This window comes from Amycolatopsis sp. 195334CR (assembly GCF_017309385.1).
Classification (GTDB): Bacteria; Actinomycetota; Actinomycetes; order Mycobacteriales; family Pseudonocardiaceae; genus Amycolatopsis.
The window spans coordinates 1,915,630-1,938,425 of the sequence record NZ_JAFJMJ010000002.1; the positions used below are offsets into that span (position 1 = coordinate 1,915,630).

General features: G+C 71.9%; 24 protein-coding genes. 9 read left to right on the plus strand and 15 right to left on the minus strand.

Annotated elements, in window-relative coordinates:
- Positions 1–53: 53 nt before the first annotated feature.
- The gene (locus JYK18_RS32085) at positions 54–851 is read right to left on the minus strand and encodes an SDR family NAD(P)-dependent oxidoreductase (RefSeq protein WP_206807156.1); all 798 of its coding nucleotides are present in this window, start codon (positions 849–851) and stop codon (positions 54–56) included.
- Positions 852–1,084: 233 nt separating this feature from the next.
- Here JYK18_RS32085 and JYK18_RS32090 point away from each other — a divergent pair, with 233 nt between their 5' ends.
- Positions 1,085–2,353 (plus strand): acetyl-CoA carboxylase biotin carboxylase subunit family protein, encoded by a 1,269-nt coding sequence (locus JYK18_RS32090; RefSeq protein WP_206807157.1) that lies wholly within the window; start codon positions 1,085–1,087, stop codon positions 2,351–2,353.
- Here the strand turns inward: JYK18_RS32090 and JYK18_RS32095 are convergent, their stop codons facing one another.
- The 3 genes from JYK18_RS32095 to JYK18_RS32105 form a co-directional block, all read right to left on the minus strand.
- Positions 2,354–3,211 (minus strand): alpha/beta hydrolase fold domain-containing protein, encoded by an 858-nt coding sequence (locus tag JYK18_RS32095; protein WP_242582323.1) that lies wholly within the window; start codon positions 3,209–3,211, stop codon positions 2,354–2,356.
- A 79-nt stretch (positions 3,212–3,290) separates the two neighbouring features.
- Positions 3,291–4,268, minus strand: a complete 978-nt coding sequence (locus JYK18_RS32100) for a DNA topoisomerase IB (RefSeq protein ID WP_206807159.1) — start codon at positions 4,266–4,268, stop codon at positions 3,291–3,293.
- 71 nt (positions 4,269–4,339) lie between these two features.
- Entirely contained in the window at positions 4,340–4,747 is a 408-nt protein-coding gene (locus JYK18_RS32105) for a nitroreductase family deazaflavin-dependent oxidoreductase (protein ID WP_206807160.1), read from the minus strand.
- Between the two features lie 94 nt (positions 4,748–4,841).
- On the opposite strand from JYK18_RS32105, the gene JYK18_RS32110 reads away from it, so the two are divergent.
- Positions 4,842–6,029 carry a glycosyltransferase gene (locus tag JYK18_RS32110; protein WP_206807161.1) on the plus strand — a complete coding sequence of 396 codons (1,188 nt, stop codon included), beginning with the start codon at positions 4,842–4,844 and terminating at the stop codon, positions 6,027–6,029.
- On the opposite strand, the gene JYK18_RS32115 is transcribed toward JYK18_RS32110, so the two are convergent.
- Positions 6,026–6,487 carry a hypothetical protein gene (locus JYK18_RS32115; RefSeq protein WP_206807162.1) on the minus strand — a complete coding sequence of 154 codons (462 nt, stop codon included), beginning with the start codon at positions 6,485–6,487 and terminating at the stop codon, positions 6,026–6,028. The two genes, JYK18_RS32110 and JYK18_RS32115, sit on opposite strands and share 4 nt — an antisense overlap.
- Positions 6,488–6,577: 90 nt before the next feature.
- Between JYK18_RS32115 and JYK18_RS32120 the strand changes: the two genes are divergently transcribed.
- Complete coding sequence (locus JYK18_RS32120; protein ID WP_206807163.1) at positions 6,578–7,168, plus strand: DUF6506 family protein; 591 nt, start codon at positions 6,578–6,580, stop codon at positions 7,166–7,168.
- A 41-nt stretch (positions 7,169–7,209) separates the two neighbouring features.
- Here JYK18_RS32120 and JYK18_RS32125 read toward each other — a convergent pair whose 3' ends face one another.
- Both JYK18_RS32125 and JYK18_RS32130 read right to left on the minus strand, forming a co-directional pair.
- Positions 7,210–7,707, minus strand: a complete 498-nt coding sequence (locus JYK18_RS32125; RefSeq protein ID WP_206807164.1) for a MarR family winged helix-turn-helix transcriptional regulator — start codon at positions 7,705–7,707, stop codon at positions 7,210–7,212.
- Between the two features lie 30 nt (positions 7,708–7,737).
- Positions 7,738–8,199, minus strand: coding sequence for a DUF6194 family protein (locus JYK18_RS32130; protein ID WP_206807165.1), 462 nt, complete (start codon positions 8,197–8,199; stop codon positions 7,738–7,740).
- A gap of 63 nt (positions 8,200–8,262) precedes the next feature.
- Here JYK18_RS32130 and JYK18_RS48095 point away from each other — a divergent pair, with 63 nt between their 5' ends.
- Positions 8,263–8,970, plus strand: a complete 708-nt coding sequence (locus tag JYK18_RS48095; protein ID WP_206807166.1) for a MerR family transcriptional regulator — start codon at positions 8,263–8,265, stop codon at positions 8,968–8,970.
- Here the strand turns inward: JYK18_RS48095 and JYK18_RS32140 are convergent.
- From JYK18_RS32140 to otnK, 3 genes are read right to left on the minus strand one after another with little or no spacing between them, the layout of a single operon-like run.
- On the minus strand, positions 8,956–9,756 hold the full coding sequence (locus JYK18_RS32140) for a DeoR/GlpR family DNA-binding transcription regulator (RefSeq protein WP_206807167.1): 801 nt from the start codon (positions 9,754–9,756) through the stop codon (positions 8,956–8,958). The genes JYK18_RS48095 and JYK18_RS32140 overlap by 15 nt on opposite strands.
- 3 nt (positions 9,757–9,759) lie before the next feature.
- Positions 9,760–10,416 (minus strand): class II aldolase/adducin family protein, encoded by a 657-nt coding sequence (locus tag JYK18_RS32145; RefSeq protein ID WP_206807168.1) that lies wholly within the window; start codon positions 10,414–10,416, stop codon positions 9,760–9,762.
- Complete coding sequence (gene otnK, locus JYK18_RS32150; RefSeq protein WP_206807169.1) at positions 10,413–11,636, minus strand: 3-oxo-tetronate kinase; 1,224 nt, start codon at positions 11,634–11,636, stop codon at positions 10,413–10,415. Before otnK ends, JYK18_RS32145 begins: the two co-directional genes overlap by 4 nt.
- Before the next feature lie 89 nt (positions 11,637–11,725).
- Between otnK and JYK18_RS32155 the strand changes: the two genes are divergently transcribed.
- The 5 genes from JYK18_RS32155 (at position 11,726) to JYK18_RS32175 (ending at position 17,381) form a co-directional block, all read left to right on the plus strand.
- Positions 11,726–13,027: a homoserine dehydrogenase gene (locus JYK18_RS32155; RefSeq protein WP_206807170.1), complete on the plus strand. Its 1,302-nt coding sequence runs from the start codon at positions 11,726–11,728 to the stop codon at positions 13,025–13,027.
- Positions 13,024–14,313, plus strand: coding sequence for an SLC13 family permease (locus JYK18_RS32160; RefSeq protein ID WP_206807171.1), 1,290 nt, complete (start codon positions 13,024–13,026; stop codon positions 14,311–14,313). Before JYK18_RS32155 ends, JYK18_RS32160 begins: the two co-directional genes overlap by 4 nt.
- Before the next feature lie 47 nt (positions 14,314–14,360).
- A protein-coding gene (locus JYK18_RS32165; protein WP_374195077.1) for an IS5 family transposase occupies positions 14,361–15,238 on the plus strand; the annotation gives its coding sequence in 2 pieces (ribosomal slippage) (positions 14,361–14,753 and positions 14,756–15,238; 876 coding nt in all).
- Between the two features lie 51 nt (positions 15,239–15,289).
- The gene (locus JYK18_RS32170; RefSeq protein ID WP_206807172.1) at positions 15,290–15,940 is read left to right on the plus strand and encodes a response regulator transcription factor; all 651 of its coding nucleotides are present in this window, start codon (positions 15,290–15,292) and stop codon (positions 15,938–15,940) included.
- Positions 15,941–16,055: 115 nt separating this feature from the next.
- Positions 16,056–17,381 carry an Nramp family divalent metal transporter gene (locus JYK18_RS32175; protein ID WP_206807173.1) on the plus strand — a complete coding sequence of 442 codons (1,326 nt, stop codon included), beginning with the start codon at positions 16,056–16,058 and terminating at the stop codon, positions 17,379–17,381.
- Here JYK18_RS32175 and JYK18_RS32180 read toward each other — a convergent pair.
- From JYK18_RS32180 to JYK18_RS32200, 5 genes are all read right to left on the minus strand, one after another.
- A complete protein-coding gene (locus JYK18_RS32180; protein WP_206807174.1) occupies positions 17,353–18,417 on the minus strand; it encodes an MAB_1171c family putative transporter in 1,065 nt (354 codons plus the stop codon). The two genes, JYK18_RS32175 and JYK18_RS32180, sit on opposite strands and share 29 nt — an antisense overlap.
- On the minus strand, positions 18,410–18,886 hold the full coding sequence (locus JYK18_RS32185; RefSeq protein ID WP_307796149.1) for a hypothetical protein: 477 nt from the start codon (positions 18,884–18,886) through the stop codon (positions 18,410–18,412). The genes JYK18_RS32180 and JYK18_RS32185 overlap by 8 nt, the downstream gene beginning before the upstream one ends.
- Positions 18,883–19,311 (minus strand): helix-turn-helix domain-containing protein, encoded by a 429-nt coding sequence (locus JYK18_RS32190; RefSeq protein WP_206807175.1) that lies wholly within the window; start codon positions 19,309–19,311, stop codon positions 18,883–18,885. Before JYK18_RS32190 ends, JYK18_RS32185 begins: the two co-directional genes overlap by 4 nt.
- Before the next feature lie 123 nt (positions 19,312–19,434).
- A complete protein-coding gene (locus JYK18_RS32195) occupies positions 19,435–21,897 on the minus strand; it encodes an ABC transporter permease (protein ID WP_206807176.1) in 2,463 nt (820 codons plus the stop codon).
- Between the two features lie 5 nt (positions 21,898–21,902).
- On the minus strand, positions 21,903–22,652 hold the full coding sequence (locus JYK18_RS32200) for an ABC transporter ATP-binding protein (RefSeq protein ID WP_206807177.1): 750 nt from the start codon (positions 22,650–22,652) through the stop codon (positions 21,903–21,905).
- Positions 22,653–22,796 lie beyond the last annotated feature (144 nt).

The window sequence follows — 22,796 nt, forward strand, 5'->3', positions numbered from 1 at the left end:
CAAGGCGGATTTCCCGGGGAAACGGGAAATCCGCCTTTTTGGTGCGGGACGAATCAGTCGGGCACCGAGCCGCAGGTCATGTTCGTGATCGTGCCGGTCATCGCGGCCGCACGATCCGACGCGAGGAAAACCGCCACCGCGGTCATTTCGGCCACGGTCGGCGTGCGCTGCAGCATGGTCCGCTCCGCCAGCACGTTCGCGTGGCCCTCCGGGTCGAGCCCGTCGGTGGCTTCGACCGGGGTGTCGAAGACGTTGGTGTGCCAGTCCTCCGCCCAGGCCCCGGGAATGCCCTCGGAGCGCAGCCCGAGCACGCGCACCCCGTGGAGGCCGACTTCCGCGGCGAGGCACCGGGTGAAGGTCTCCACCGCCGCCTCGGCCACCGCCGTGCCGCCCATCAGCGGGCCGACCAGCTTGGCCGGGGGCGAGGTCAGCGTGAGGATGACCCCGGACTGCTGCTTGACCATGCGGCGCGCGGCCGAGCGCATGGTGTGGAAGTTTCCCACCGTCGCGATCTCGATCGGCCGGGCGAAGTCCTCGGCGCTGATGTCGAGCAGCGGCACCCCGTGCACGTCACCGTGCGAGATGAGGTTGAAGGACACGTCGATCCGCCCGGCCTCGGCGGCGACGGCGTCGAGGTGGTCGTCCACCGCCCGCTCGTCCAGCGCGTCGACCACGGCCGTGTGCGCGGTGCCGCCGGCCCCGGTGATCTCGGCCGCGACCGCTTCGAGCGGGGCCGCGGTGCGTCCCGCGAGGTACACCGTGGCGCCGTCCTCGGCGAAGGCGCGGGCGACCGCCCGGCCGAGGGCGCCACCGGCGCCGTAGACGACGGCGGTTTTGTTCGCAAGCAACATGGGGCTCTCCTCCAGCGCCGCCCTGACCGGATGTCATCAAGACGTTACCGGCCGGGAGCGCCTTCGGGCGTATCGGATATTGCTCGGTGTTCAACCGGTGCGGTTGGTTTTTCCCCGCGATCACGCCGATCGGGTAGCCGAAGTGGCGCACGCCGGTGCCCGGTCCGGAGTAGTCCCGCCGCCACCTGGCGGGCAGCCGGTTTCAACGGCCGATCAGCGGGTACCGCTTTTCCATGGTTATGGATGTTTTTGTGGTGGGACTGGACGAAGAGAACGAGCGGACCCTGCACCGGATACCGGGTGCCGACGAGCTCCGCTTCCACGGGCTGCTGACCATTGAGGACATCCAGCACGGCGAGATACCCATCGAGGAGTTGCTGGAGAAGGCACAACGGGAGCTGGACGCCTTCGACGGCGAGATCGGCGCCATCATCGGGTACTGGGACTTCCCGGTCAGCACCATGGTGCCGCTGCTCTGCCGCCGGTACGGCCTGCCGTCGGCGCCGCTCGAAGCCATCGTCAAGTGCGAGCACAAGTACTGGTCGAGACTGGAACAGGCGAAGGTGATCGACGAGTTCCCCGAGTTCGACATCGTGGATCTGGCCGGTCAGCCGGAAAAGCCGGAGAAGATCGACTATCCACTGTGGCTCAAACCGGTGAAGTCGTTCTCCTCGGAACTGGCCTTCAAGGTGACCGACGACGAGACCTTCGACGAAGCGGTGCGGGAGATCCGCGACGGCATCAGCCGCGTGGGCAAGCCGTTCCAGTTCGTCATGGACCAGCTGCGGCTGCCGCCGGAGATCGCCGACATCGGCGGTGAGGCCTGCCTCGCCGAGTCGGCCTTGAGCGGGGTCCAAGCCGCCGTCGAGGGCTACGCCTACAACGGCGACGTGGTGGTCTACGGCGCGCTCGACTCGATCAACTACGAGGGCACCACCTCGTTCCTGCGCCACCAGTACCCCTCGCAGCTGCCCGACGAGGCGCAGACCAGGATGAGTGAGATCGCGCAACGGGTGATCAAGCAGATGGGGCTGGACCACGGCACCTTCAGCGTCGAGTTCTTCGTGCACCCGGAGAGCAACCAGGTGTGCCTGCTGGAGATCAACCCGCGGCACTCGCAGTCCCACGCGGAGCTGTTCGAAGACGTCGACGGCGTGCCGAACCACTACCGCGTGGTGCAGCTGGGCCTCGGCCGCGACCCGTCCACCCCGGCGCGGCGCGGGAAGTGGGGCATCTCGGCGAAGTGGTACCACCGCCGGTTCGAGGACGGGGTGGTGGAACGCGTGCCGACCGCCGAGGAGATCGCCGAAATCGAGCAGCGGATCCCCGGCGTGCAGATCGAACTGGTGGTGGAGGAGGGCCAGCGGCTGTCCGACCTGCCCGCGCAGGACTCCTACAGCTTCGAACTGGCCGACGTGGTGATCGGCGCGGCCAGCGAGAAGGAAATGGCCGAGAAGTTCGACCGGGTGGTCGAGGCGCTGGACTTCCGGTTCTCGGCGTGATCAGCGCAGGACGAGGTGCACGATCCGGCGGGTGGCGTCCTCCGCCTCCCGCAGCGTGGTCAGCATCCACGCGTGGAACATGCCCTCGTACTCCCAGTACTCCAGGTCGACGCCGCGCTCGGCGGTGACCGTGCGGAACCGCCGGGCGTCGGCCAGGAGCACGTCGCGGGTGCCGGTGAACAGGCTCAGCCTGCCCAGGCCGGTGAGCTTGCCGTTGACCGGGCTCAGCCACGGGTCGTCCAGCGGCAGGTCGCCCGCGTAGAGGTGCGCGGCCTCGGACAGGCCCGGCACGCTGAGGTACGGGTCCAGCCGATCCAGCGCGGGCAGACCCGGATGGGTCATGGTGGCGTCCAGCCAAGGGGAGAGCAGGACGATCTCCTTGGGCTGCGGCCGGTCCGCGTCGCGCAGGCGTTCGGCGAGCACGAGCGAGAGCGCGCCACCGGCGGAGTCGCCCATCAGCACCCGGCTGTGCGGTTCGAGGTCGCCGAGGAACCGGTCGTGGATGCGCTCGATCAGCGGCACCGTTTCGGCGGCGGTCGAACCGGGCGCGAGCGGGTAGACCGGCACGGTGACCGTGCCGCCGGTGCGCAGGGCCAGCCGCCGCGCGAACTGCCAGTGGTCGCGCTGGATCTGGTGCACGTAGGCGCCGCCGTGCAGGTAGAGCACGTGCTTCGCGCTGGTCGGGGCGGTCGGCCGGATCGTGTAGCACGGCGTGCCGTCGACGTCGGTGCGCACGACGCTGGTACCGCGGTGGACCGGCGGCGGTGGCTCCTCCCGGTCGTGGCGGCGGCCGCTGTCGACGCTTTCCCGTAGCTTCTCCCGGTCGGCGAACACCTGCTTGCGGCGCAGCACGCGCATGCCGGCGATCAGGGCTCTGGCTCGAAAGCTCGGTGCGGAACGCATACCGGTGCATACCCGATCGGCTCGCTGGGTAACCTCAGCCGTCCGCGCGGGAGAGCAGCCGGATGACCGCGCGTTCCAGTGTCTCGCGCCGCTGCTCGTCGCCGAGGTCGCGGGCGCGGCGCACGGCCCGCTCGATGGTGTCGCCCGCCTCGGCCGCCCGCACCACCCGCGGGTCCACATAGGACGCCCTGGTCACCGCCGGGGTGTTGCCCAGTGCTTCGGCCACTTCCTTCATCACTGTCTTCTCGCCCGCCTCGCGGCCGAACGCCGCGGCGGCCAGCACGGTGGCGTTCCAGGTGCGCAGGTCCTTCGCGGTGAACTCGTCACCCGCCAGGTCCTTGAACCGGTCGTTGATGTCCTCGGCCCGCACCTCGTGCCAGCCGCGTCCGGATCGGTGGACCAGCAGGCGTTCGCTGCCGGAGTCGTTGCGCCGCAGTGCTTTCACCGCCTTGGCCAGCAGCGGGTCGCGCACCGAGACGGCCCGGTCGGCGCCGCCCTTGGCGGTGTAGCGGAACCGGAGTTCGTCGCCGCTGAGCCGGACGTGCTCGCGCAGGAGGGTGGCCACGCCGTGCGAGCCGTTCTCCTCGGCGTACTCCTCGCCGCCGGTGCGGAAGATCCCCCGGTCGAGCAGGCGCAACGCCGCCGCGAGCACGCGCTCGCGGCCGAGACCCGTCCGGGCGAGGTCGTCGGCGACGGCCTGGCGCACCTTGGGCAGCCGCCGGGCCAGGTCGAGCACCCGGTCGTGTTTTTCCTCGTCCCGTTCACGGCGCCACTGCTCGTGGTAGAGGTACTGGCGGCGGCCCGCGTCGTCGACGCCCACGGCCTGGATGTGCCCGTCGGGTTCGGCGCAGATCCACACGTCGCGCCAGGCGGGCGGGATGACCAGCTCGCGGATCCGCGTCAGCGTCGCCTTGTCCTCGACCTTGGCGCCGTCCTCGGTCCGGTACCCGAACCCGCGCCCGCGACGGACCCGGCGAATGCCCGGCCCGTCGACCTCACTCCGGACCAGCAACGAACCTCCCCGCGCAGTGGACTCCCGGCAGCGAATACCCGTTCCGGCAGCCAGTACACAGGTGAGCTCGGCTACGCCCCCTTGCCCGGCACGAGCGCTACCACCGGAATGACGCGGCTGGTGCCCTCCTGGTACTTCGCGAAGCCGGGATAGAGCGCGGCTTGGCGGGCGTACAGGTCGTCGTGCTCGGTGCCGGTGATCTCCTCGGCCCGCACGGCCAGGGTGTCCGAGCCGACCTCGATGATGGTGTCCGGCTTCGCCTTGAGGTTGTGGTACCAGGCCGGGTGGCGGTCGGCGCCACCGTTGGAGGCGAACACCACGTACCGCCCGGCGTCCGGCAGGTACATCACCGGGCTGATCTGCGCGCGGCCACTGCGGGCGCCCACGTGGTGCAGCAGCAGGAGCGGGGCGCCCTCGAAGGGCCCGCCGACGCGGCCGTCGTTCTCGCGGAACTCGGTGTCCGAACGGGCCCGTCCCACGCGCTATTCCGACGCGGAGCTTTTCTTCCCACTTCAACGTATAGCGGGTACCGGGGCTTGCGGCAAGACCCCGGGGCGGGTCCAGAATCCGGCAATGCGAATTCTGCTGTCCACCATCGGATCACGCGGTGACGTCCAGCCGATGCTGGCGCTGGCCGTCGCGCTGCGGGAGCTCGGCCGGGAGGCCAGGCTGTGCGCGCCACCGGATTTCCGGGCCTCCGCGGAAAACCTCGGCATTCCCTTCACCCCGGTCGGGCCGGAATTGCGGAGCACCGCGAAAGCCGCGGTGCCGGTCACCGAGGTGAGTCCCGAGGTGCGCCGGAAAATGATCGAAGGCACGGTCACCGCGCAATTCGAGGCGATCACCGAAGCGGCCGAGGGCTGCGACACGATCGTGGCGGGCGGTGCCCTGCAGGTCGCCGCGCGTTCGGTGGCCGAGCGGCTCGGCCTCGCCTACTCCTACTCGAGCTACTGCCCGATCACGTTGCCGTCGCCGTACCACGCACCACCGCCGACGCCGATGGAACGGCCGGACGGCGCGAGCAACCGCGAGCTGTGGGATCTCGACGCCGCGTACTTCAACGACCTGTTCGGCGCGAAGCTCAACGAGCACCGCGTGGCCGTCGGACTGCCGCCGATCGACGACGTCCGCGGGCACATGTTCACCGGAAAACCCCTGCTGGCCGCGGACCCGGTTCTCGGGCCGTGGCCGGAACCGGCGGAGCTGGAGGTGTTGCAGACCGGGGCGTGGATCCTGCCCGACGAGCGTCCGCTGCCGCCAGCGGTGGAGGAGTTCCTCGACGCCGGGGAAGCGCCGGTCTACTTCGGTTTCGGCAGCATGCGCGCGCCGGACGGGCTGGCCGCGTCGATGATCGACGCCGCCCGTGCCCTCGGCCGACGGGCAATCCTCCTGCACGGCTGGGCGGACCTGGTGCTGCCGGACGACGCGCCGGACTGCCTGGCCATCGGGGAGGTCAACCAGCAGGCGCTCTTCGGCCGGGTCGCCGCCGTCGTGCACCACGGCGGCGCGGGCACCACCACGGCGGCCGCGCGTGCCGGTGCACCGCAGGTGGTGGTGCCGCAGACCTACGACCAGCGGTACTGGGCGCAGCGGGTGGCGGAACTCGGCATCGGCGCCGCCCACGCGCCGGGTGCCCCGGACGCCGATTCGCTGACCCGCGCACTGGCGGCGGCGCTCCGGCCGGAGGTGCCGCCCCGCGCCAAGTCCGTGGCGAACGAGATGCGCGGGGACGGTGCCGCGGTGGCGGCGAAACTGCTCTAGCGGAGCACCCAGGGCCGCCACCGGTCGAAGTGCCCGGCGAAGATCGTGGTGTCCGGCGGGAACTCGTGCAGGCCGGCGGGCGGCAACCACGACGCGCCCAGGCCGCACGAGCCGAGGGTGAGCAGCATCGGGGTCGACGGCCGCGCGGCGATCAGCCGGTCGAACAGGTGCCGGGCTTCGCGGCGCTGGTCGTCGGAATCCCGGCGCCGGTACCAGAACTCGATCTCGACGCCGTAGGCCTCGATGGCCTCGGTCTCGTCGGGGGCCGCGGAGTGGTTGCGGCACAACGCCAGCCCGACCAGACCGTCCACAGTGGCCGCCGGCCCGCGGAGGCCGATTTCCTCGGGGTCGCCGCCCTGCACCGGGATCAGCTCGAAGCCGAGTACGCGGATGAACCAGTCGGCCTCCTCGGCGATCGGCGCGGTGCTGGCGAGGTAGAGGTACTCGTAGTGGCCCACGGGTCAGCCTAACCCGCGGGGAATAGGGAGGCGGGCCCCGTGGTTAACCTTGGCATCAAGTAGTTCAATGGCAAGCTAACTGGAGGTGTCATGGACGAGCTGTTCCTCTTCCTCGAGGCCGGGGCGGATCCGGAACGCGACCGCGTGGTGCAGGACTTCGGCGGCTCCGAATCGCTGCTGGTGTGGGTGCTGGACGGGGCGGCCGCCGCGCGCGTGGCCGCCGAACAGGTCGCCGCCGGGGTGCGCCTGATCGAGCTGTACCGCGGGTTCGACCTGGTCACGGCCGGGCTGGTGATCGAAGCGGTGGACGGCCGGGCGGCGGTCGGCGTGGCCGGGTTCGGCTTCGGCGGCGGACCGGCCGAGCCGGTCGGGGACACCGCGACCGTGTTCGTCGGCCATCCGGAGGCCGATCCGGCCGTGCACCGGGTGGTGCGCGAACACGGTGACGGCAGGCGCACCACCGCGGTCGCGGTTCCGGATTCCGCCGCGGCCGTGGCGGTGGCGCGGGCACTGACCGAGCAGGGCACCGAGCTGATCGAGGTCTGCGGTGGTGCTTCGCTGACCGCCGCCCGTGACGTGGCGGTGGCGCTGGCCGGGCGGGTGCCGGTGAGCCTGGTCAGCTGGCCGGTCGACTCGATCGAGCGCGCGGCCGCGTTCAAGGCGGAGTTCGACGCCGCCTGATCAGCGGCGCCGGTTCCTCGCGGAGCACGACGGTGTCCTGGTCAGCGCGCGGATTCGGTGTGCAGCAACAGTTCCTTGAGCAGGGCGGCGAGGGTTTCCCGTTGGTCGGCGCCCAGCGGCGCGAGGAACTCCTCGTCGGCGGCGAGCACCGCGTCGAGGGCCTTCTCCGCGAGTTCGGTCCCGGCCTCGGTGAGCCGGATGCGCACCGCGCGCCGGTCCGCCGGGTCGGGATCGCGCGCGACCAGGCCGCCGCGCTCCAGCCGGTCCAGCCGCGCGGTCATCGCACCCGAGGTGATCAGCGCGGTTTCGGCGAGCGCCCGCGGGTGGGTCCCGCCGGGATCGGCCCGCCGCCGCAGCGTGTTCAGCACGTCGAAGTCGCCGTAGCTCAGGCCGAGCGGGCGCAGCGCGCCGACCACGGCCGCCTGGCCGTGGCCGGCGCAGCGGAACAACCGGCCGATCACCTGCAACGCGCTGACGTCGAGCCCGGTCCCGTGAGCGGTCCACTCGTCGACCATCTGATCGATGGAATCCTTCGGCACGCTCCGAGCGTAACCGGGCTCGACGCGCGGTCACGCTCGGCGTTCGTAGCGGGCACGCGCCAGTTCGTACGCCGTGTGCAGGAGTTCCCGCGTGTCGGCCTCGGTCCGTGGACCGGGGTTCACCACGGCGAGCCAGCCCACGGTGCCGTAGACGGGATGCGCCATCAGGGTGTCGGCGGCGCTGTGATCGACCTCCCCGGCGGGGTTGTCCCGCGGGGCGTGGCCGGTCCACTTGACGAAGTTCTCCTTGCCCGCGGCGATGTTGACCCGGAAGGCGTCCGGCCGGTCCAATCGCGACAGGGTGTCCTCGGGGTAGTCCTTGGTCACGATCGTGGCGAACGGCTGGGTGTTCGTCGGCATCACCCCATCGGGTGCGTAGAAGAAGAACGTGTCGCCCCAGGCCACCTCCGGCGATCCGTCGCCCTCGGCGGGCTGAACGGTCAGCACCCCGTCGAGGCCGTCCACGTATTCGATGATCTCTTCTGGCTTCATGTGTTCCAGCGTTTCATTAAGGTGCTTGTGGAGACTTCAACCGGCAAAACGTAAGGTCGGCGCGTGTCAACCCTCAACACGGCCACCGTGGCACGGCGGGCCGGCTGCTCGGTGCAGCAGGTCCGCAACCTCGAACGGGACGGGGTGCTGCCCCCGGCCGCGCGCACCGACTCCGGGTACCGGCTCTACCGCGAGGTGCACGTCCGGTGCGCGCTGGCCTACCGCGCGCTGGCCGCCGGCTCGGGCCCGGTCGAGGCGAAGAAGATCATGCGGGCGGCACACCGCGACCCCGGCGACGCGCTGGCCCGGCTCGACGCTGCCCACGCGCGGCTGCACACCGAGCGCCTGGACCTCCGCCTCGCCGAGGAAGCCGCCGAAGCCATCTCCGCCGAACCGCTGCTGGACGTCCGCGCGGCGGACGCGATGAGCGTGTCCGAACTCGCCGCCGCGCTGGGCGTGCGCCCGTCGACCCTGCGGCACTGGGACGCCGAGGGGCTGGTCGTGCCGGATCGGGACGAGACCAGGGGAGCGCGACGGGTGTACTCACCCGCGCAGGTGCGCGACGCCCGGATCGTGCACCAGTTGCGCGGCGCCGGTTACCGCGTCGGTCCATTGCGGACACTCATGCCGCAGATCCGGCTCGGCCGCCGGGGCGAGGACCTCCGCGCGGTGCTCGCGGCCAGGCAGACGGCAATCACCGCCCGGTCGCGGGCGCTGCTCGACGGGGCCGCCGCGCTGAGCGCCGCGATGGCCGATTCAGGCGACGTCTGAGCTGTCGAGCCCGGCGCGCACCAGCGGGACGCCGGTTCCGGCGATCTCCGCGACCGCCTCGTCGTCCAGCTCGCCGTCGGTGATGATCTTGTCGATCTCGTCCAGCCGCAGCACCCGGTACCGCGCGAACCGGCCGAACTTCGCACTGCCCGCGACCAGCACCGAGGTGGTCGCCGCGGCCAGCGCCGCCCGCTTGACCTCGACCTTCGCCTCGACCGGCGTGGTGACACCGTGCCCGACGTCCCACGAACTCGACGACAGGAAGGCGATGTCCAGCGACAGCTCGCGCAGCGCGAGCGTGGCGAGCCTGCCCGCGGTGGACCGGTTCTCCTTCTCCACCCGGCCGCCGACGCAGATCAGGTCGACCCCCGGGTGGTCGCCGAAGTCCGCCACGGTGGCCAGGTCGTTGCTCACCACGGTCAGGTCGCGCACCTCGCCGAGGAACGGGCGCATGGCCTGGATGGTGGTCCCGGCGTCGAGGTAGACCGTCATCGAGTCGGTGACCAGCGCGGCCGCGGCCCGGGCCATCGCGGTCTTCTCGGCCCGGTCGGCGCCCGCCTTCTCGGTGCGGTCGGGTTCGCGCAGCAGCCGGGTGGCGATCTTCGCGCCGCCCGGCGTGGCCTCCACGCTGCCCTGCTTCTCCAGGGCGGCGATGTCGCGCCGGATGGTCATGTGGCTGACCCCGAGCAGTTCGGTGAGCTGGTGGTAGCTCAGGACCTGCGCGTGCCGCAGGTGACGCAGGATCTCCTGCCGTCGCTGCTCGGGGATGAGCGGCGGGCTCGCCATGGACTACCTCCTCGGGGCGCTCAGTGTAGTTCGCCACGGGCTGGACCATTGGCGCGCCAGCGCGGCGGCCGCGTCGGCGTCGAGTTCCCGGCGCGCGAGGCCGGTGGTCAGCAGGGTGATCCGGCAGGCTTCCTCGAGTTCGACGGCCCGGTCGACGGCCTCGTCGAGGTTCGCTCCGGCCAGCACCGAACCGTGGTTGGCCAGCAACGCCGCCCGCAGCTCCCACGGGCTTTCGCGCAGGTCGTCACCGAGGCCGGGATCGCCCGGCGGGCGGTAGGGGAGCAGCGGCGTCTGCCCGACGCGCATCACGAAGTACGGGGTGAGCGGCGGGACCGCGCTGTGCTCGGCCCACGGTTCCAGGCAGGACACCGCCACGGTGGACGGCGAATGCACGTGGACCACCGCGCGGTGGCGGTCGTCGCGGCGGTAGAAGGCGACGTGCAGAGGCCATTCCTTCGACGGCTTCGCGCCGTCGAGCAGGCGGCCGTCGAGGTCGAGCACGGCGATGTTCTCCGCCCGCATCCGCCCGAGCGACACCCCGGTCCCGCTGAGCAGGATGCGGTCGCCGTCGCGCACGCTGATGTTGCCGCTGGTCCCGGGGCTGAGGCCCTCGTCGACCACGCGGATCCCGGCGGCGATCAGGTCTTCGGCCGCGCTCACGCGAGCCGCTCCCAGGCCGAGGTGAACAGGTCGTCGGGCCCGAAGTTGCCGCTCTTGAGGGCCAGCGCGAGGTCGCCGGCGGTGGTGGTGGCACCGCTCCAGCAGATGCCGGGCGCGATCTCCGGCCCGATCCGCAGCAGGCCGATGCCGAGCGCACGCACGATCGCGCCGCTGGTCTCCCCGCCCGCCGCGAGCAGGCGGGTGATCCCGGCTTCGGCGACGAGCCGCCGCGCCGCCCCGGCCAGCACCTCTTCGACCGCGGGCGCGACCGGTCGACCGTCTACTTCGGACACGACGTCCGCGGTTTCACCCGTCGCGTAGACGACGGGTGCGGCGCCCGCCGCCTGCGCGCGGACCCAGTCGACGAGGCGGCCGATCTCGGCACCGGGTTCGTGGACGGCTGCCCGCGGGTCGACGCGGCGCACCGGCTGCGTGCGGGCAGCGTCGGCGATCTGCCGGCGGGTGGTCGCGGACGCGCTACCGCACAGCACCACCCGGCCGGTGTCCGGAATGGACTGCCAGTCGTCGTCCGGGGTGCCGGGGCTGCGCAGGCCGCGGGCGAGGCCGGAACCCCCGCTGACCACCGGGCTGTCGGCGACCGCGGCACCCAGCACGCGCAGGTCCTCGTCGTCGATCGTGTCGACCACCACGTACCGCGCCGGTGCGGCCGCGATGGCCGCGCGCACGGCGTCCGCGCCCTGGCGGATGGTGCCGTGGTGGAGTTCCGCGACCGCGTGCGGGGTCTGCGGGCGAAGGAGGTCCGCGACCCGGGAACGGGTCATCGGGGTGAGCGGGTGGTGCCGCATCGACGAGTGTTCGAGCAGGTCGGCGCCGACGAAGAGGTGTCCGAGGTAGACGGTGCGGCCGTTGGCGGGCAGCGCGGGCGCGACGACCACCTTCTCCGCGCCCAGTTCGTCCGCGACCACGTCCAGCACCGGGCCGATGTTGCCCGCGTCGGTGGAGTCGAAGGTGGAGCAGTACTTCACGTAGACCTGGTCCGCGCCCCAGTCGCGCAGGCGGTGCAGCGCCGCCCGCGAGGTGTCCACCGCCTCGGCGACGGGTGCGGTCCGGGTCTTGAGCGCGATCACGACGGCGTCCAGGCCCGCGGTGGTGCCGGGGTCGTGGTCCTCGATCGTGACCGCGACCCGGTATCCGTTGCGGCGCAACATGATCGCCAGATCGGTGGCGCCGGTGAAGTCGTCGGCGATGGCTCCCAGCATGGGTCCATCACACCGCATGTGAAGATTTGGTGCAAGTTTGTAAAAATCTAGATCGTGTGTCACAGTGCTGTCCTCAGATTGGAGCAACGGTGATCCACTCCCATGCCGCGCGAGACCGCGAGCCGGTCCGCATCGCGCTGACCGGCGCCAACGGCGGTTACGGCCGCACGCTGCTCGCCCAGTTGCGGCGCACCCCCGAGCTGATCCCGGCCGTGCTCGTCGAGCCCGACGCGGACGGGATGCGGCGCACGCTGGCCGAACTGGGCCTCGGCGACACGACCGTGGTGGCCGGCGGCGCCGGCCTGGACTGGAACGGGGTCGACGTGCTCGTCGAGGCCACCGGCCAGGTCGCCGTCGGCACCGAGTACGCGGAGTCCGCTTTGGACCACGGCGTGCACGTGGTGATGGTCAGCAAGGAGGTGGACACCGTGGCCGGGGTCGCGCTGGCGGCGAAGGCCGAGGCGGCCGGGCTCCGCTACCTGCCCGGCGACGGTGACCAGCCGGCCAACCTGCTCCGCCTGGTCGACTGGGTGTCCGCGACCGGGCTGGAGCTCGTCGCGATCGGCAAGTCGGGGGAGTACGACCTGGTCTTCGACCCGGCCACCGGCACCGTCACCCAGGCCGGGGTGAGCGTCGATGCGCCCGGCCTGGCCGACCTGCTCGACCTCGGCCCGGACCCGCGGGCCACGGTGGACCGCCGCGCCGCACTGGTCGGCGGGCTCAAGCGCTCGGCCGCCGCCGACCTGTGCGAGATGACCGTGGTCGCGATGCGCACCGGCGCCGTGCCCGATGTGGAGGGCCTGCACTACCCGGTCGCCCGCATCGCCGAACTCGCCGACATCTACGCCGCCCGCGAGGACGGCGGCATCCTGAGCCGGGACGGCGTGGTCGACGTGTTCTCCGCGCTGCGCCTGCCGGGTGAAGCGAGCTTCGCCGGCGGGGTGTTCGCGGTGGTGCGGACCGGCGACCCGGTGACCTGGGAACTGTTGCGCGGCAAGGGACACGTGGTCAGCCGGAACGGCAGGTACGCGTGCTTCTACTGGCCGTACCACGCGATGGGCGTGGAAACCCCGCTCACCATCCACGCCGCGGTGGACGGTACCGGCGTCGCGCCGCGGCCCGGGCTGTCGACGTTGCTGGCCGCCAGGGCGGCGACCGCGCTCGAACCCGGCACCCCGTTCCAGGTGACCGGCCACCACCACGAGATCGACGGCGTCGCGCCGGTGATGGTGCCGCCGTCGGCCGGGATCGCGCCCTACTACCTGCTCGGCGGCGCGCGGTTGCGCCGTGCGGTCGCCGAAGGTGAGCTGGTGCGCCTGGACGACCTCGACGGCGTCGCCCCCGGCCCGCTCGCCGCGCACACCTCCAGCCGAAGGGAGCCGGGCGCATGAACGCCGAAGTCATCGCGTTGATCGTGTTCGCCGCGGTGTTCGCGATTTCCGCGATCCGCAACGTCCACATGGGAGCGCTGGCGCTGGTCGCCGCGTTCATCGTGGGCATCGGCGTGGTCGGGGAGGGCCTCGACGAGATCCTCGAGGCGTTCCCGGTGGACGCGCTGCTGATCCTGCTCGGCATCACCTACCTGTTCGGCATGGCCAGGGAGACCGGCACCATCGACTGGCTGGTCGACCGCTCGATCCGGCTGGTCGGGCCGCGGGTGGCGCTGCTGCCGTGGGCGATGTGGCTGATCGGCACCGGGGTGGCCTGCCTCGGCACCTCGCACGCGGCGTTCGCGGTGGTGCCGATCGCGATGTCGCTGGCCACCACGCACCGGATCAGCCCGACGCTGATGGGCATCGCGATGAGCTCCGCGATCGTCGGTGGTGCGCTGGCGCCGACCAGCATCAACGGCATCACCGTGGCGACCATCGCCGAGGACGCGGGCCTGCCCTACAACGCGGCGCTGATGTTCGGCCTGTCGGTCGGGGTGAACGCGCTGGTGGTGCTGGTGGCGTTCCTGATGTTCGGCGGCCCGGAACTGGTGCGGCGGTCGCGGTCCGAAGTGGCCGCGCCGGGTGAGGGTGGTGGCACCGCGGTGCTCACCGAGGCGCCGCCGATCAACCGGACCCAGGTGACCGTGCTGGTGGCGTTGTTCCTGCTGGTGGCGGGGTTCTTCACGCTGACCGTGCTCGATGTGGACGTCAACCTCGGGGTGGTCGCGCTGACCCTGGCGGTGTTCCTGTCGCTGCTGGTGCCCGACGTCGGCCGCAAGGCGATCTCGAAGGTCGACTGGGGCACGATCCTGCTGCTGGGCGGCATTCTGACCTATGTCGGGGTGCTGACCCGGCTGGGCGCGATCGACCAGCTCGGCGAGCTGGCGCGGTCGGTGAACGTGCCGCTGATCGCGGCGGTGGTGATCTGCGTGATCGCCGGTCTGGTCTCGGCCTTCGCGTCGACGATCGGCATCCTCGGTGCGCTGATCCCGCTGGCCGTGCCGCTGCTGGTCGCCGGTGGCGGGCTGGAGGTGACCGGGTTCATCTACGCACTGGCCATCTCGGCGTCCCTTGTGGACTGCGCCCCCTTCTCCACAACGGGCGCCACGATCGTCGCCTCCGCGGCGGAGCCCGAACGCCCCCTGCTGTCCAAACGCCTGACGGCGTGGGGCTTCGCCATGGTGCTGATCGGACCGGCCTTCACCATCCTGACGATGGTGCTGCCGCAGCTCCTCCTGGCCTAGGGCGTGTCCTGCGGATCTTTCTCATGATCGTGTGCAGATGATGGTGTGTGGTCGGACGTGGTGAGCTGACGGACAAGGCCTGGGCGGGGATCGCGCCGTTGCTGCCCGTGCAGAGTGGGCAGCGCGGTGGCCGGTGGCGCAGCCACCGGCAGGTGATCAACGCGATCCTGTGGAAGCAACGCACCGGCGCGCCCTGGCGTGACCTGCCCGAACGGTACGGGCCGTGGAAGACCGCGCATGAGCGGCTGCGCAAGTGGACCGCGGACGGGACAGGGGACCGGATCCTGGAGCACGTGATCGTCAAAGACGACTCGCTCGGGACGCTGGAGGACAACGTCGCGTTCGTGGTCAGCGTTGACTCCACGAGTGTGCGGGCGCACCAGCACGCGGCCGGTGCCCGGAAAAAGGGGGCTGCGCGGACTGGATCGAAGCGCTCGCCGTCGACGGTGAATGCCTCGGACGCTCCCGCGGAGGGCTGACCACCAAGCTCCACCTGGCCGTCAACACAGCGGGCCTGCCGCTGGCGGTGATCCTCACACCCGGCCAGGCTGGCGACAACCCGCAATTGCTGCCGCTGCTCGACGACATCCACGACATCGACGTCGACGGGCAGCGAGTGCGGGTCGGGCGGGTCATCGCAGGCAAAGCCTACGCCCACCCAAGCACCCGCACCGCGTTACGGCAGCGGCGAATCAAGGCCACCATTCCCGAACGCATCGACCAGATCGACCGACGCAAAGCCCTGGGCTCGGCCGGTGGCAGGCCACCAGCCTACGACCCTGGCCTTTACAAGCTGCGCAACGTGGTCGAGCGCTGCTTCAACCGTCTCAAGCAGTTCCGCGGCCTGGCCACCAGATTCGCCAAACGAGCCGCCTACCACCGCGCCGAGATCATCCTGGCCTGCATCGTCCTCCACCTGAAGTGAAGATCCCCAGGACACGCCCTAGGTGCCCAGCCGGGTCAGTAGGCTGCGGGCGTGCGGGTTCTGGTGGTGGAGGACGACGACGGCGTGGCCGCCGCGGTGGTGGACGCGCTGGTTTCCGCCGGGCACGGGGCGGTCCGGGCGCGGCTCGCCGCCGAGGTGGCGGGGTTGCGCCAGGACGCCGACCTCGTCCTCCTCGATCTCGGGCTGCCCGACGCCGACGGGCTCACCGTGCTCCGCGACCTCCGCCGCGCCGGTGACCAGCCGGTGCTGGTGATGACCGCCCGCGACGCCGAGCGCGACATCGTCCGCACGCTCCGCCTCGGCGCCGACGACTACCTGGTCAAACCCGTCCGCCTGCCCGAACTCCTGGCACGCATCGACGCCGTCGCCCGGCGGCGGCCGAAAACCCGGAAGGCCCCCGAGGTCGTCGAGCTCGGTGACGTGCGGATCGATCTGGCCGCGCGCCAGGTCACCGCGGGCGGCACCGAACTCGCGCTGACCGGCAAGGAGTTCGACATCCTCGCCGCGCTCGCGCGGAACCCCGGCACCGCGGTGAGCAGGCAGGCGCTGGTCGAGCAGGTCTGGGGCGAGGCCACCGGCCCGCGCACGCTCGACGCGCACGTGATGACCTTGCGTGGCAAGCTGGACCGGCCCGGCCTGCTGGCCACCGTGCGCGGCTTCGGCTACCGGCTGGGCAGCTGAGTCCGATTCGTTACGGCCCACCGTCCTAAGAAACGGTGAAGACCGGCGACGGCGAGCGCCCGGCGTTCCTACGGTCGTCGGCACACATCTCCGGCGCAACGAGGAGCAGGAGCCCATGAACACTTCCGCCACGCGGCTGGAACCACAGCTGACCCCGCCGACCGGGAAGGCGCGGTTCCGCGGACTGGGACCAGGCCTGCTGGCCGCGGCCACCGGCGTCGGGGCGGGAGACCTCGTCGCCACCATGGTCGCCGGCGCGCAGTACGGCACCCTGCTGCTGTGGGCGGCGCTCATCGGCACCGTGCTCAAACTGGCCCTCGGCGAGGGCGTCGGCCGCTGGCACCTGGCCTCGGGCACCACCCTGCTCGACGGCTGGCGACGGCTGGGCCGCTGGGCCACCGGCTTTTTCGGCCTCTACATCGTCATCTGGGGCTTCGTCTACGGCGCCACCGCCATGTCCGCGGTCGGCTTGCCGCTGAACGCGCTGTTCGGCGGCCTGCCGGTGCGCGGCTGGGCGATGATCGCCGGCGTGGTCGGCCTGGCGCTGGTCTGGGCGCAGCGCTACCACTTCTTCGAGAAGTTCATGACCGTGCTGGTGCTGATCAAGTTCGCCTCGGTGGTCGCGGTGGCCGTGCTGGTCACCCCGGACCTGGCCGAACTGGCCAAGGGCCTGACCTTCCAGCTGCCCGCCGGATCCACGGTCTACGTGCTCGGCCTGATCGGCGGGGTCGGCGGCACCATCACCATGGCCGCCTACGGCTACTGGATGTTCGCCAAGGGCTGGAAGGGCACCGGCTGGCTGTCGATGATGCGGCTGGACAACGCGGTCGGCTACCTCATGACCGGCATCTTCGTGGTGGCCATGCTGATCGTCGGCTCGACCATCCTCTTCGGACAGAAGCTGACCCAGTCCGACAGCGGCCTGCTGATCCTCGGCAACGAGCTGGGGGAGCGGTACGGCCAGTGGGCGCGCATCCTGTTCCTGGTCGGCTTCCTCGCCGTGACCACCACCTCGCTGCTGGGCGTGTGGAACGGCGTGAGCCTGCTGTTCGCCGACTGGACGCGCACCATCCGGCTGCCGCACGGCCGCAAGGCGGAACTGCCTGCCGCCGAGGTGCCCGGTGAGGACAAGGGCGACACCACGGCCTACCGCGCCACCGCGGTGGAAAAGTCCCTGCCGTTCCGCGGTTACCTGCTCTGGCTGACCTTCCCGCCGATGATCCTGCTGTTCCTGGACAAGCCGTTCGGGCTCACCCTGGTCTACGGCGTGCTGGGCTCGGTGTTCATGCCATTCCTGGCGATCACCCTGATGCTGCTGCTGAACTCCAAGCGCGTCGAACGCGACGGCCGGTCCGGCTGGCTGTCCAACGGCCTGCTCGGCGCGGCCTCGTTGCTGTTCCTGTTCCTGCTGATCACCGACCTGGTCGAGCGCTTCGGCTGAGCCTTCGGTACACATCGGACACTTCGGCGAGGAACTCGGTGTCCTCGGCCAGATCCGTCCCGCCGGTGACGCCGGCGGGACGGTTCACCGGGGTCGCACCATCGGCTCGGGCCGTCAGCGCCGCGGCGATCACGGCGGCTTCGGCCGCCGCAGCGCCGTCCGCCTCGGTGCGGGCGGCGACCTCGGGACAGCGGTAGGGCTGCAACGCCAGCAGCCCGTCGCGGATCTCGATCACCCGGCGGTACAACCGCAGCCGGAGATCGCGCAGCACCAGCACATCCGGCCCGCCGGGCGGATCGAGCGCGATCGACGGATCGGCCCGGTACAGCGCCTGCCACAGCGGGCCGAGCCGCCGGAACTGCCGGTGGCGGCGCCGCCAGCCGACCACCGCGGGCAGCGCCGCGCCGATCAGCACCAGCAGGTACGCGGTGGTGGGCAGGATCTTGCTCGGCAGCACGGTCCGCCCGAAGCCGAACGTGGTGCCGAGGCGCGGGGCCACCGCCAGTGCCGACTTGTTCAGCAGGTACAGCAGGGCCAACGCGGTTCCGGCGACCACCAGCCACAGGCTCGCCCTGATCGCCGCGTCCCCCGCCGCACGCGCATACCGTGCACCCAGGCCGATCACGGTGAGCAGGGCGGGCAGCTGCGCGGCCGCGTAGACCAGGCAGTACTCCATCACCCAGGCCGACTGCGGCCGCAGGTCCGGCATGAGCGCGAACAGCAGGCACATCACCCCGAACGTCCCGCCCGCCCACCACGCCTGCCACCGCGCGCCACGCGGGTGTCCGGTGAGGACGGACATGAACTCCTGCCCGGCCCACGCGGCGAACACCATGCCCGCGTGGCTGAGCAGGCGCGCGAGGTGCCCGTCGCCCAACGCCGCGTAGATCAACGGGATCTGGGCGGTCAGGGAGCAGGCCAGTCCGAAAAGGACCCACCGGACGCGGCGGCGGGCCGGGCTCCCGCCCAGGCCACGGCTGGCCAGCACCACCCACGCGAGCAGCGCCGGGCCCCACTCGCGCAGGGCCTCAGCCATGACCGTCGCCGTCGAGCGCCCCGCGCAACCGCCCGGTGAGCGTTCCGGCCGGCGCGGCTCGCTGCCGGATCAGCGACGCCAGCAGCTCGGCTTCTCGTTCCTCGGCGGACGAGTAGCCCGCGCGGCCGAGCACCCGCCGCACCATCGCCGGGTCGAGGCCGGGCAGCAGCATCGCGGCCCGCTCGGCGGCGTCCAGCGAAACCGGGTAGTGGTCGCAGAGCAGGTGCGCCAGCTCGTGCAGGATGATGTGGTCCCGGTGCGGCGGCGTGGTTTCGCTCTCGTGGAAGATCAGATCGCTGTGGTCGGTGGCGATCCACAGCCCGCAGATCCCGGTCAGCCCGCTCATCGGCAGCAGCCGGATCGGCCTGCCGCGCCGCTCGGCCACCTGCTCGCACAGGGCGTGCACGTCGAACGGCACGGGCAGCGGGAGGTCGCGCAGCAGGGCGGCGTGCCGTCGTCGCACGCTCACGGCTCGGGAGGCGTGGGCTGGGGGAGTCCCTCCAGTTCCCGCACGCGGTCGACCATGTCCGCGATCGCCTCCAGGCTCTTCGGCGACAACCCGCTGGCACGCAGGGCGATCTGCCGGACCGGCGCGTCCCGCAACGCGGTGAGCAGGGTGAGTTCGGCGTCGATGCGCCGGGTCTCCTCGTCGTCGAAGAAGTACGCGGCAGGCACGCCGAAGAAGCCGGCGAGCGCTTCGAGGTGGCGTTTGGTCGGGTTGTCGCGGACGCCCTTGCGGAGCTGCCAGAGGTAGGTCGCCGAGATGGTCGGCCCGCCGCGGGCACGCAGGGCCTCGGCGACCTCTTCGAACGAGTACTCGCCGCCGTCGCGGGGGCGGACCGTGCGGAACAGGTGGTCCACCTTCGCCGCCAGGGCGCCCACGTCGTCGGACATGGCGCGGAGTCTACCGATTGACCGTCGTCTCACTTGTGCTTATGATTGCGCCCGCTTCATCAACTGAGATGAAGAACCCATCGCGGGCAAAGGGAGGGGGCCCGCGATGGGTACTCGGGTGCGCTAGTCGGCCACGCGCATCGCCGCGACCGGGGCCGGGCGCATCGCGATCCGGGCGGGGATGGCGATCGAGGCCCAGCCGAACACCGCGGCCGCGGCGACGATGCCCAGGTAGACCAGCGGTGGCACAGTCGGCAGCGCGGAACCGGTCAGGCCGAGGCTGACCCCGACCAGCGGCGGCAGCGCGGCCAGCGAGCCGAGCCCGACCGCGGCCACCACCACGACCGCCGCCTCCCCGCGCATCATCGCCCGCACCTGCCGCGGTTTCGCGCCGACCAGCCGCAGCAGCGCGAACTCGCGGGCGCGGGCGGCGGTGGCCAGCACCAGGATGTTCACCACCGCGATGGCGATGAACCCGAGCAGGAGCAGGTTCAGCAGGAGGTTGACCGCGGACTCCGCAGCGGCGGTGGTTCGCGCGGCGGTGAACGAGGTCCCGTCGGCGAGTTCCAGGCCGGGGTGGACCCGTAACGCCTCGCGCAGCGCGGCCGGATCGGTGCCCGGCGCGGTGGCGAGCAGGAGTTCGTCGTTGAGGCGGCTTCCGGTGTGCGCGAGGACGACGTCGTTCGGCAGCGTGATGTCGCCGAAGCCGAGCCCGCTGGCGTAGACGGCAACCACGGTGGCGCTGTGCGAGGTGCCGTCGCCGAGGCTCATGGTGAGCGGACCGCCGACGTCGACGCCGAAGCTGTCGGCCGCGAGTTCGCTCAACGCCACCGTTTTCCCGGTGAGCGCGGTCAGGTCACCGCGCTGGAGATCGAGGTCCATCACCTCGCCGAGCCGGTCGGCGGTGACGCCCTGGGCGGCGTAGGCGTTTGTCATGGGTTCGCCGAGTTCCTGGTGGGTGACCAGCACCGAGGTGCGCGCGACCGGGGTCACGGAGTCGACGCCGGGGAGTTGCCGCACGGCGTCGGCGACGGCGGGCGCGATGCCGGCGCCCGCGGTGATCACCAGGTCCGCGCGGATTCCTTGCGCCACCTGGTCTTTCGCCGCCGCGTCGGTGGTGGTGGCGGTGAAGATCTGCACCGCGGCCAGCGCCACACCCATGATCAGCGGGGTGGCGGCGGAGCCGAGCCGTCGCGAGCGCGCCCGGGTGTTGGCTCCCGCCAGGTGACCCGAGGTCGACCGCAGCAGGCCGATCCGGCCGAGCAGCGCGGCGGTGGCGGTGAGCAAGCGCGGTCCGAGCAGTGCCACGGCGATCACCAGCAGCAACGCCGAACTGGCCGCGCCCGCGACCGCCGCGTTCCCGGAAGCCACCAGGGGCAGCGTGATCCCGGCGGCCGCGCCGACCGCGGCGAGCACCCAGCCGACGAGCTGGCGGACGCGGCCGAGCCGCGGTGGTTCCACGGCGGCTTCCCCGAGTGCCGCGGCCGGGCTGATCCGCGCGGCCCGCCGTCCCGCGATCAAGCCCGCGCCCAAGGCGGTGAGCAGGCACGCGAGCACGGCCGCGACCACCGGCAGCGGGCCGATGGTGAAGCGGAATTCGGCGGGTACCGCGCCGAAACCGGCCAGCGCGTCCTGCAGCACCAGTGCCAGCCCGAGACCGGGCAACGCGCCGAGCACCGCGGCGACGGCGGCCAGCGTCACCGACTCGGCCGCGATCAGCTTGTAGACCTGGCGCGGGGTGGCCGCGATGGCCCGCAGCAGGGCGAATTCGCGGCGGCGCTGCTGGATCGACAGGCCGAGCGTGCTGGCCACCACCAGCAACACGATCATCAGCATGGTGCCGCCGAACGCGGTCGACATCACCACGAGGAACTGCCGTGCGGCGCCGACGTCGAGGAACTCCGCCTCGGCGCGGTCGTCACCGACCGCGGTGGTCACCCCGGGCACGGCCTGCGCGATGCGGGCGGCCAGGTCGTCCTCGTCGACGCCGGGTTCGGTGAGCACGGCGACGGCGTCGACCTGGTCCGGGCGGCCGGAAACCTGCCGGACCTGCGCGTCGGTGAGGAAGGCGGCGTCGGTGGCGGTCGTGCCGACCACGCGGTAGGCGGTACCGACCGCGCCGAGCTCCAGTTCGACCCGGTCGCCGACCCGTGCGTTGCCGAGCACGATCTCGTCCGGTGCGGCAGGAGCCCGGCCGCTTTCCAGCGCGACCGGTCCGAGCTGGACCGACGACCAGCCGTGCACCACCAGCGGCCGGGTTCCGCCGTCGAGCGAAGCGTCGACGCTGACGTCACCGACCGCCGCGCGCACGCCCGGCACGGCGGCGATCCGGTCGGCGGTGGCGGCCGGGAGCGGGACGCGGTCACCGAACCGCTGGCTCAGCCCGTCCGGTGTGGGCACTTCCTGCACGGCGGTGGCCACCACCGGCGCGGTGGCGTAGCGCTGCGGCGGGACTCCCGCGCGCAGCCCGGATTCGAGCAGCACGCCGCTCGCGGTGATCAGCGCGGAACCGAAGAACACCGCGACGAACGCGGCGGCGAAGGACCCGCGGCGCGCGCGGATCGTGCGCCAGGCCAGTGACGGCATCGGGTTCACCACTCCCCGAGATGGGTCATGCGCTCGGCGATCCGCTCCGGCGTGGTGTGCCCGAGTTCGCCCGCGATGCGGCCGTCGGCGAGGAAGACCACGGAATCGGCGTAGGAGGCCGCGACCGGGTCGTGGGTGACCATCAGCGCGGTCTGGCCCCAGCGGTCGACCGCGTGGCGCAGGGTGGTGAGCACCTGGCGCGCGGTGCGGGTGTCGAGCGCGCCGGTTGGCTCGTCGAGGAACATCACGTCGGGCCGGGTGACCAGCGCGCGGGCGATCGCGACCCGCTGCTGCTGACCGCCGGAAAGCTTGCTGGGGCGGCGATCCAGCGGGACGTCGAGTTCCACCGAGCGCACCACCTCGGCGAGGAAGCCCGGCTCGGCGGGCCGCCCGGCCAGTTTCAGCGGCAGCAGGATGTTCTCCTCGACGGTCAGCGCGTCGAGCAGGTTGTAGGCCTGGAAGACGAACCCGATCCGCGACCGGCGCAGCTCGGTGAGGGCGGCTTCGCGCTGCCCGGTCAGCTCGGTCCCGCCGAGCAGGACGCGGCCTTCGCTCGGCCGGTCGAGCCCGGCGGCGCAGTGGAGGAAGGTGCTCTTGCCCGAGCCGGAGGGGCCCATCAGCGCGGTGAAGCTGCCCTGGCGGAGGCTGATCGTCACCCCGTCGAGCGCCCGCACGGCGGCTGGGCCCGTGCCGTAGGTCTTGCTGACGGATTCCAGCCGCACCGCGCTGGCGAGGCCGTCCGTGACTGTGGTCATCTGTTGTTCCCTCCGGATCTTTCGGCAGGAACGACGCTATTGACGGGCGGGCACGGCCACAGTGGCGCGCGACCCCGGACCGGGGGTGTAGCCCGCTACACCGCGCGCCGGGCCGCATTCGGCCAAGTGCCAGCGCGGCGCCCG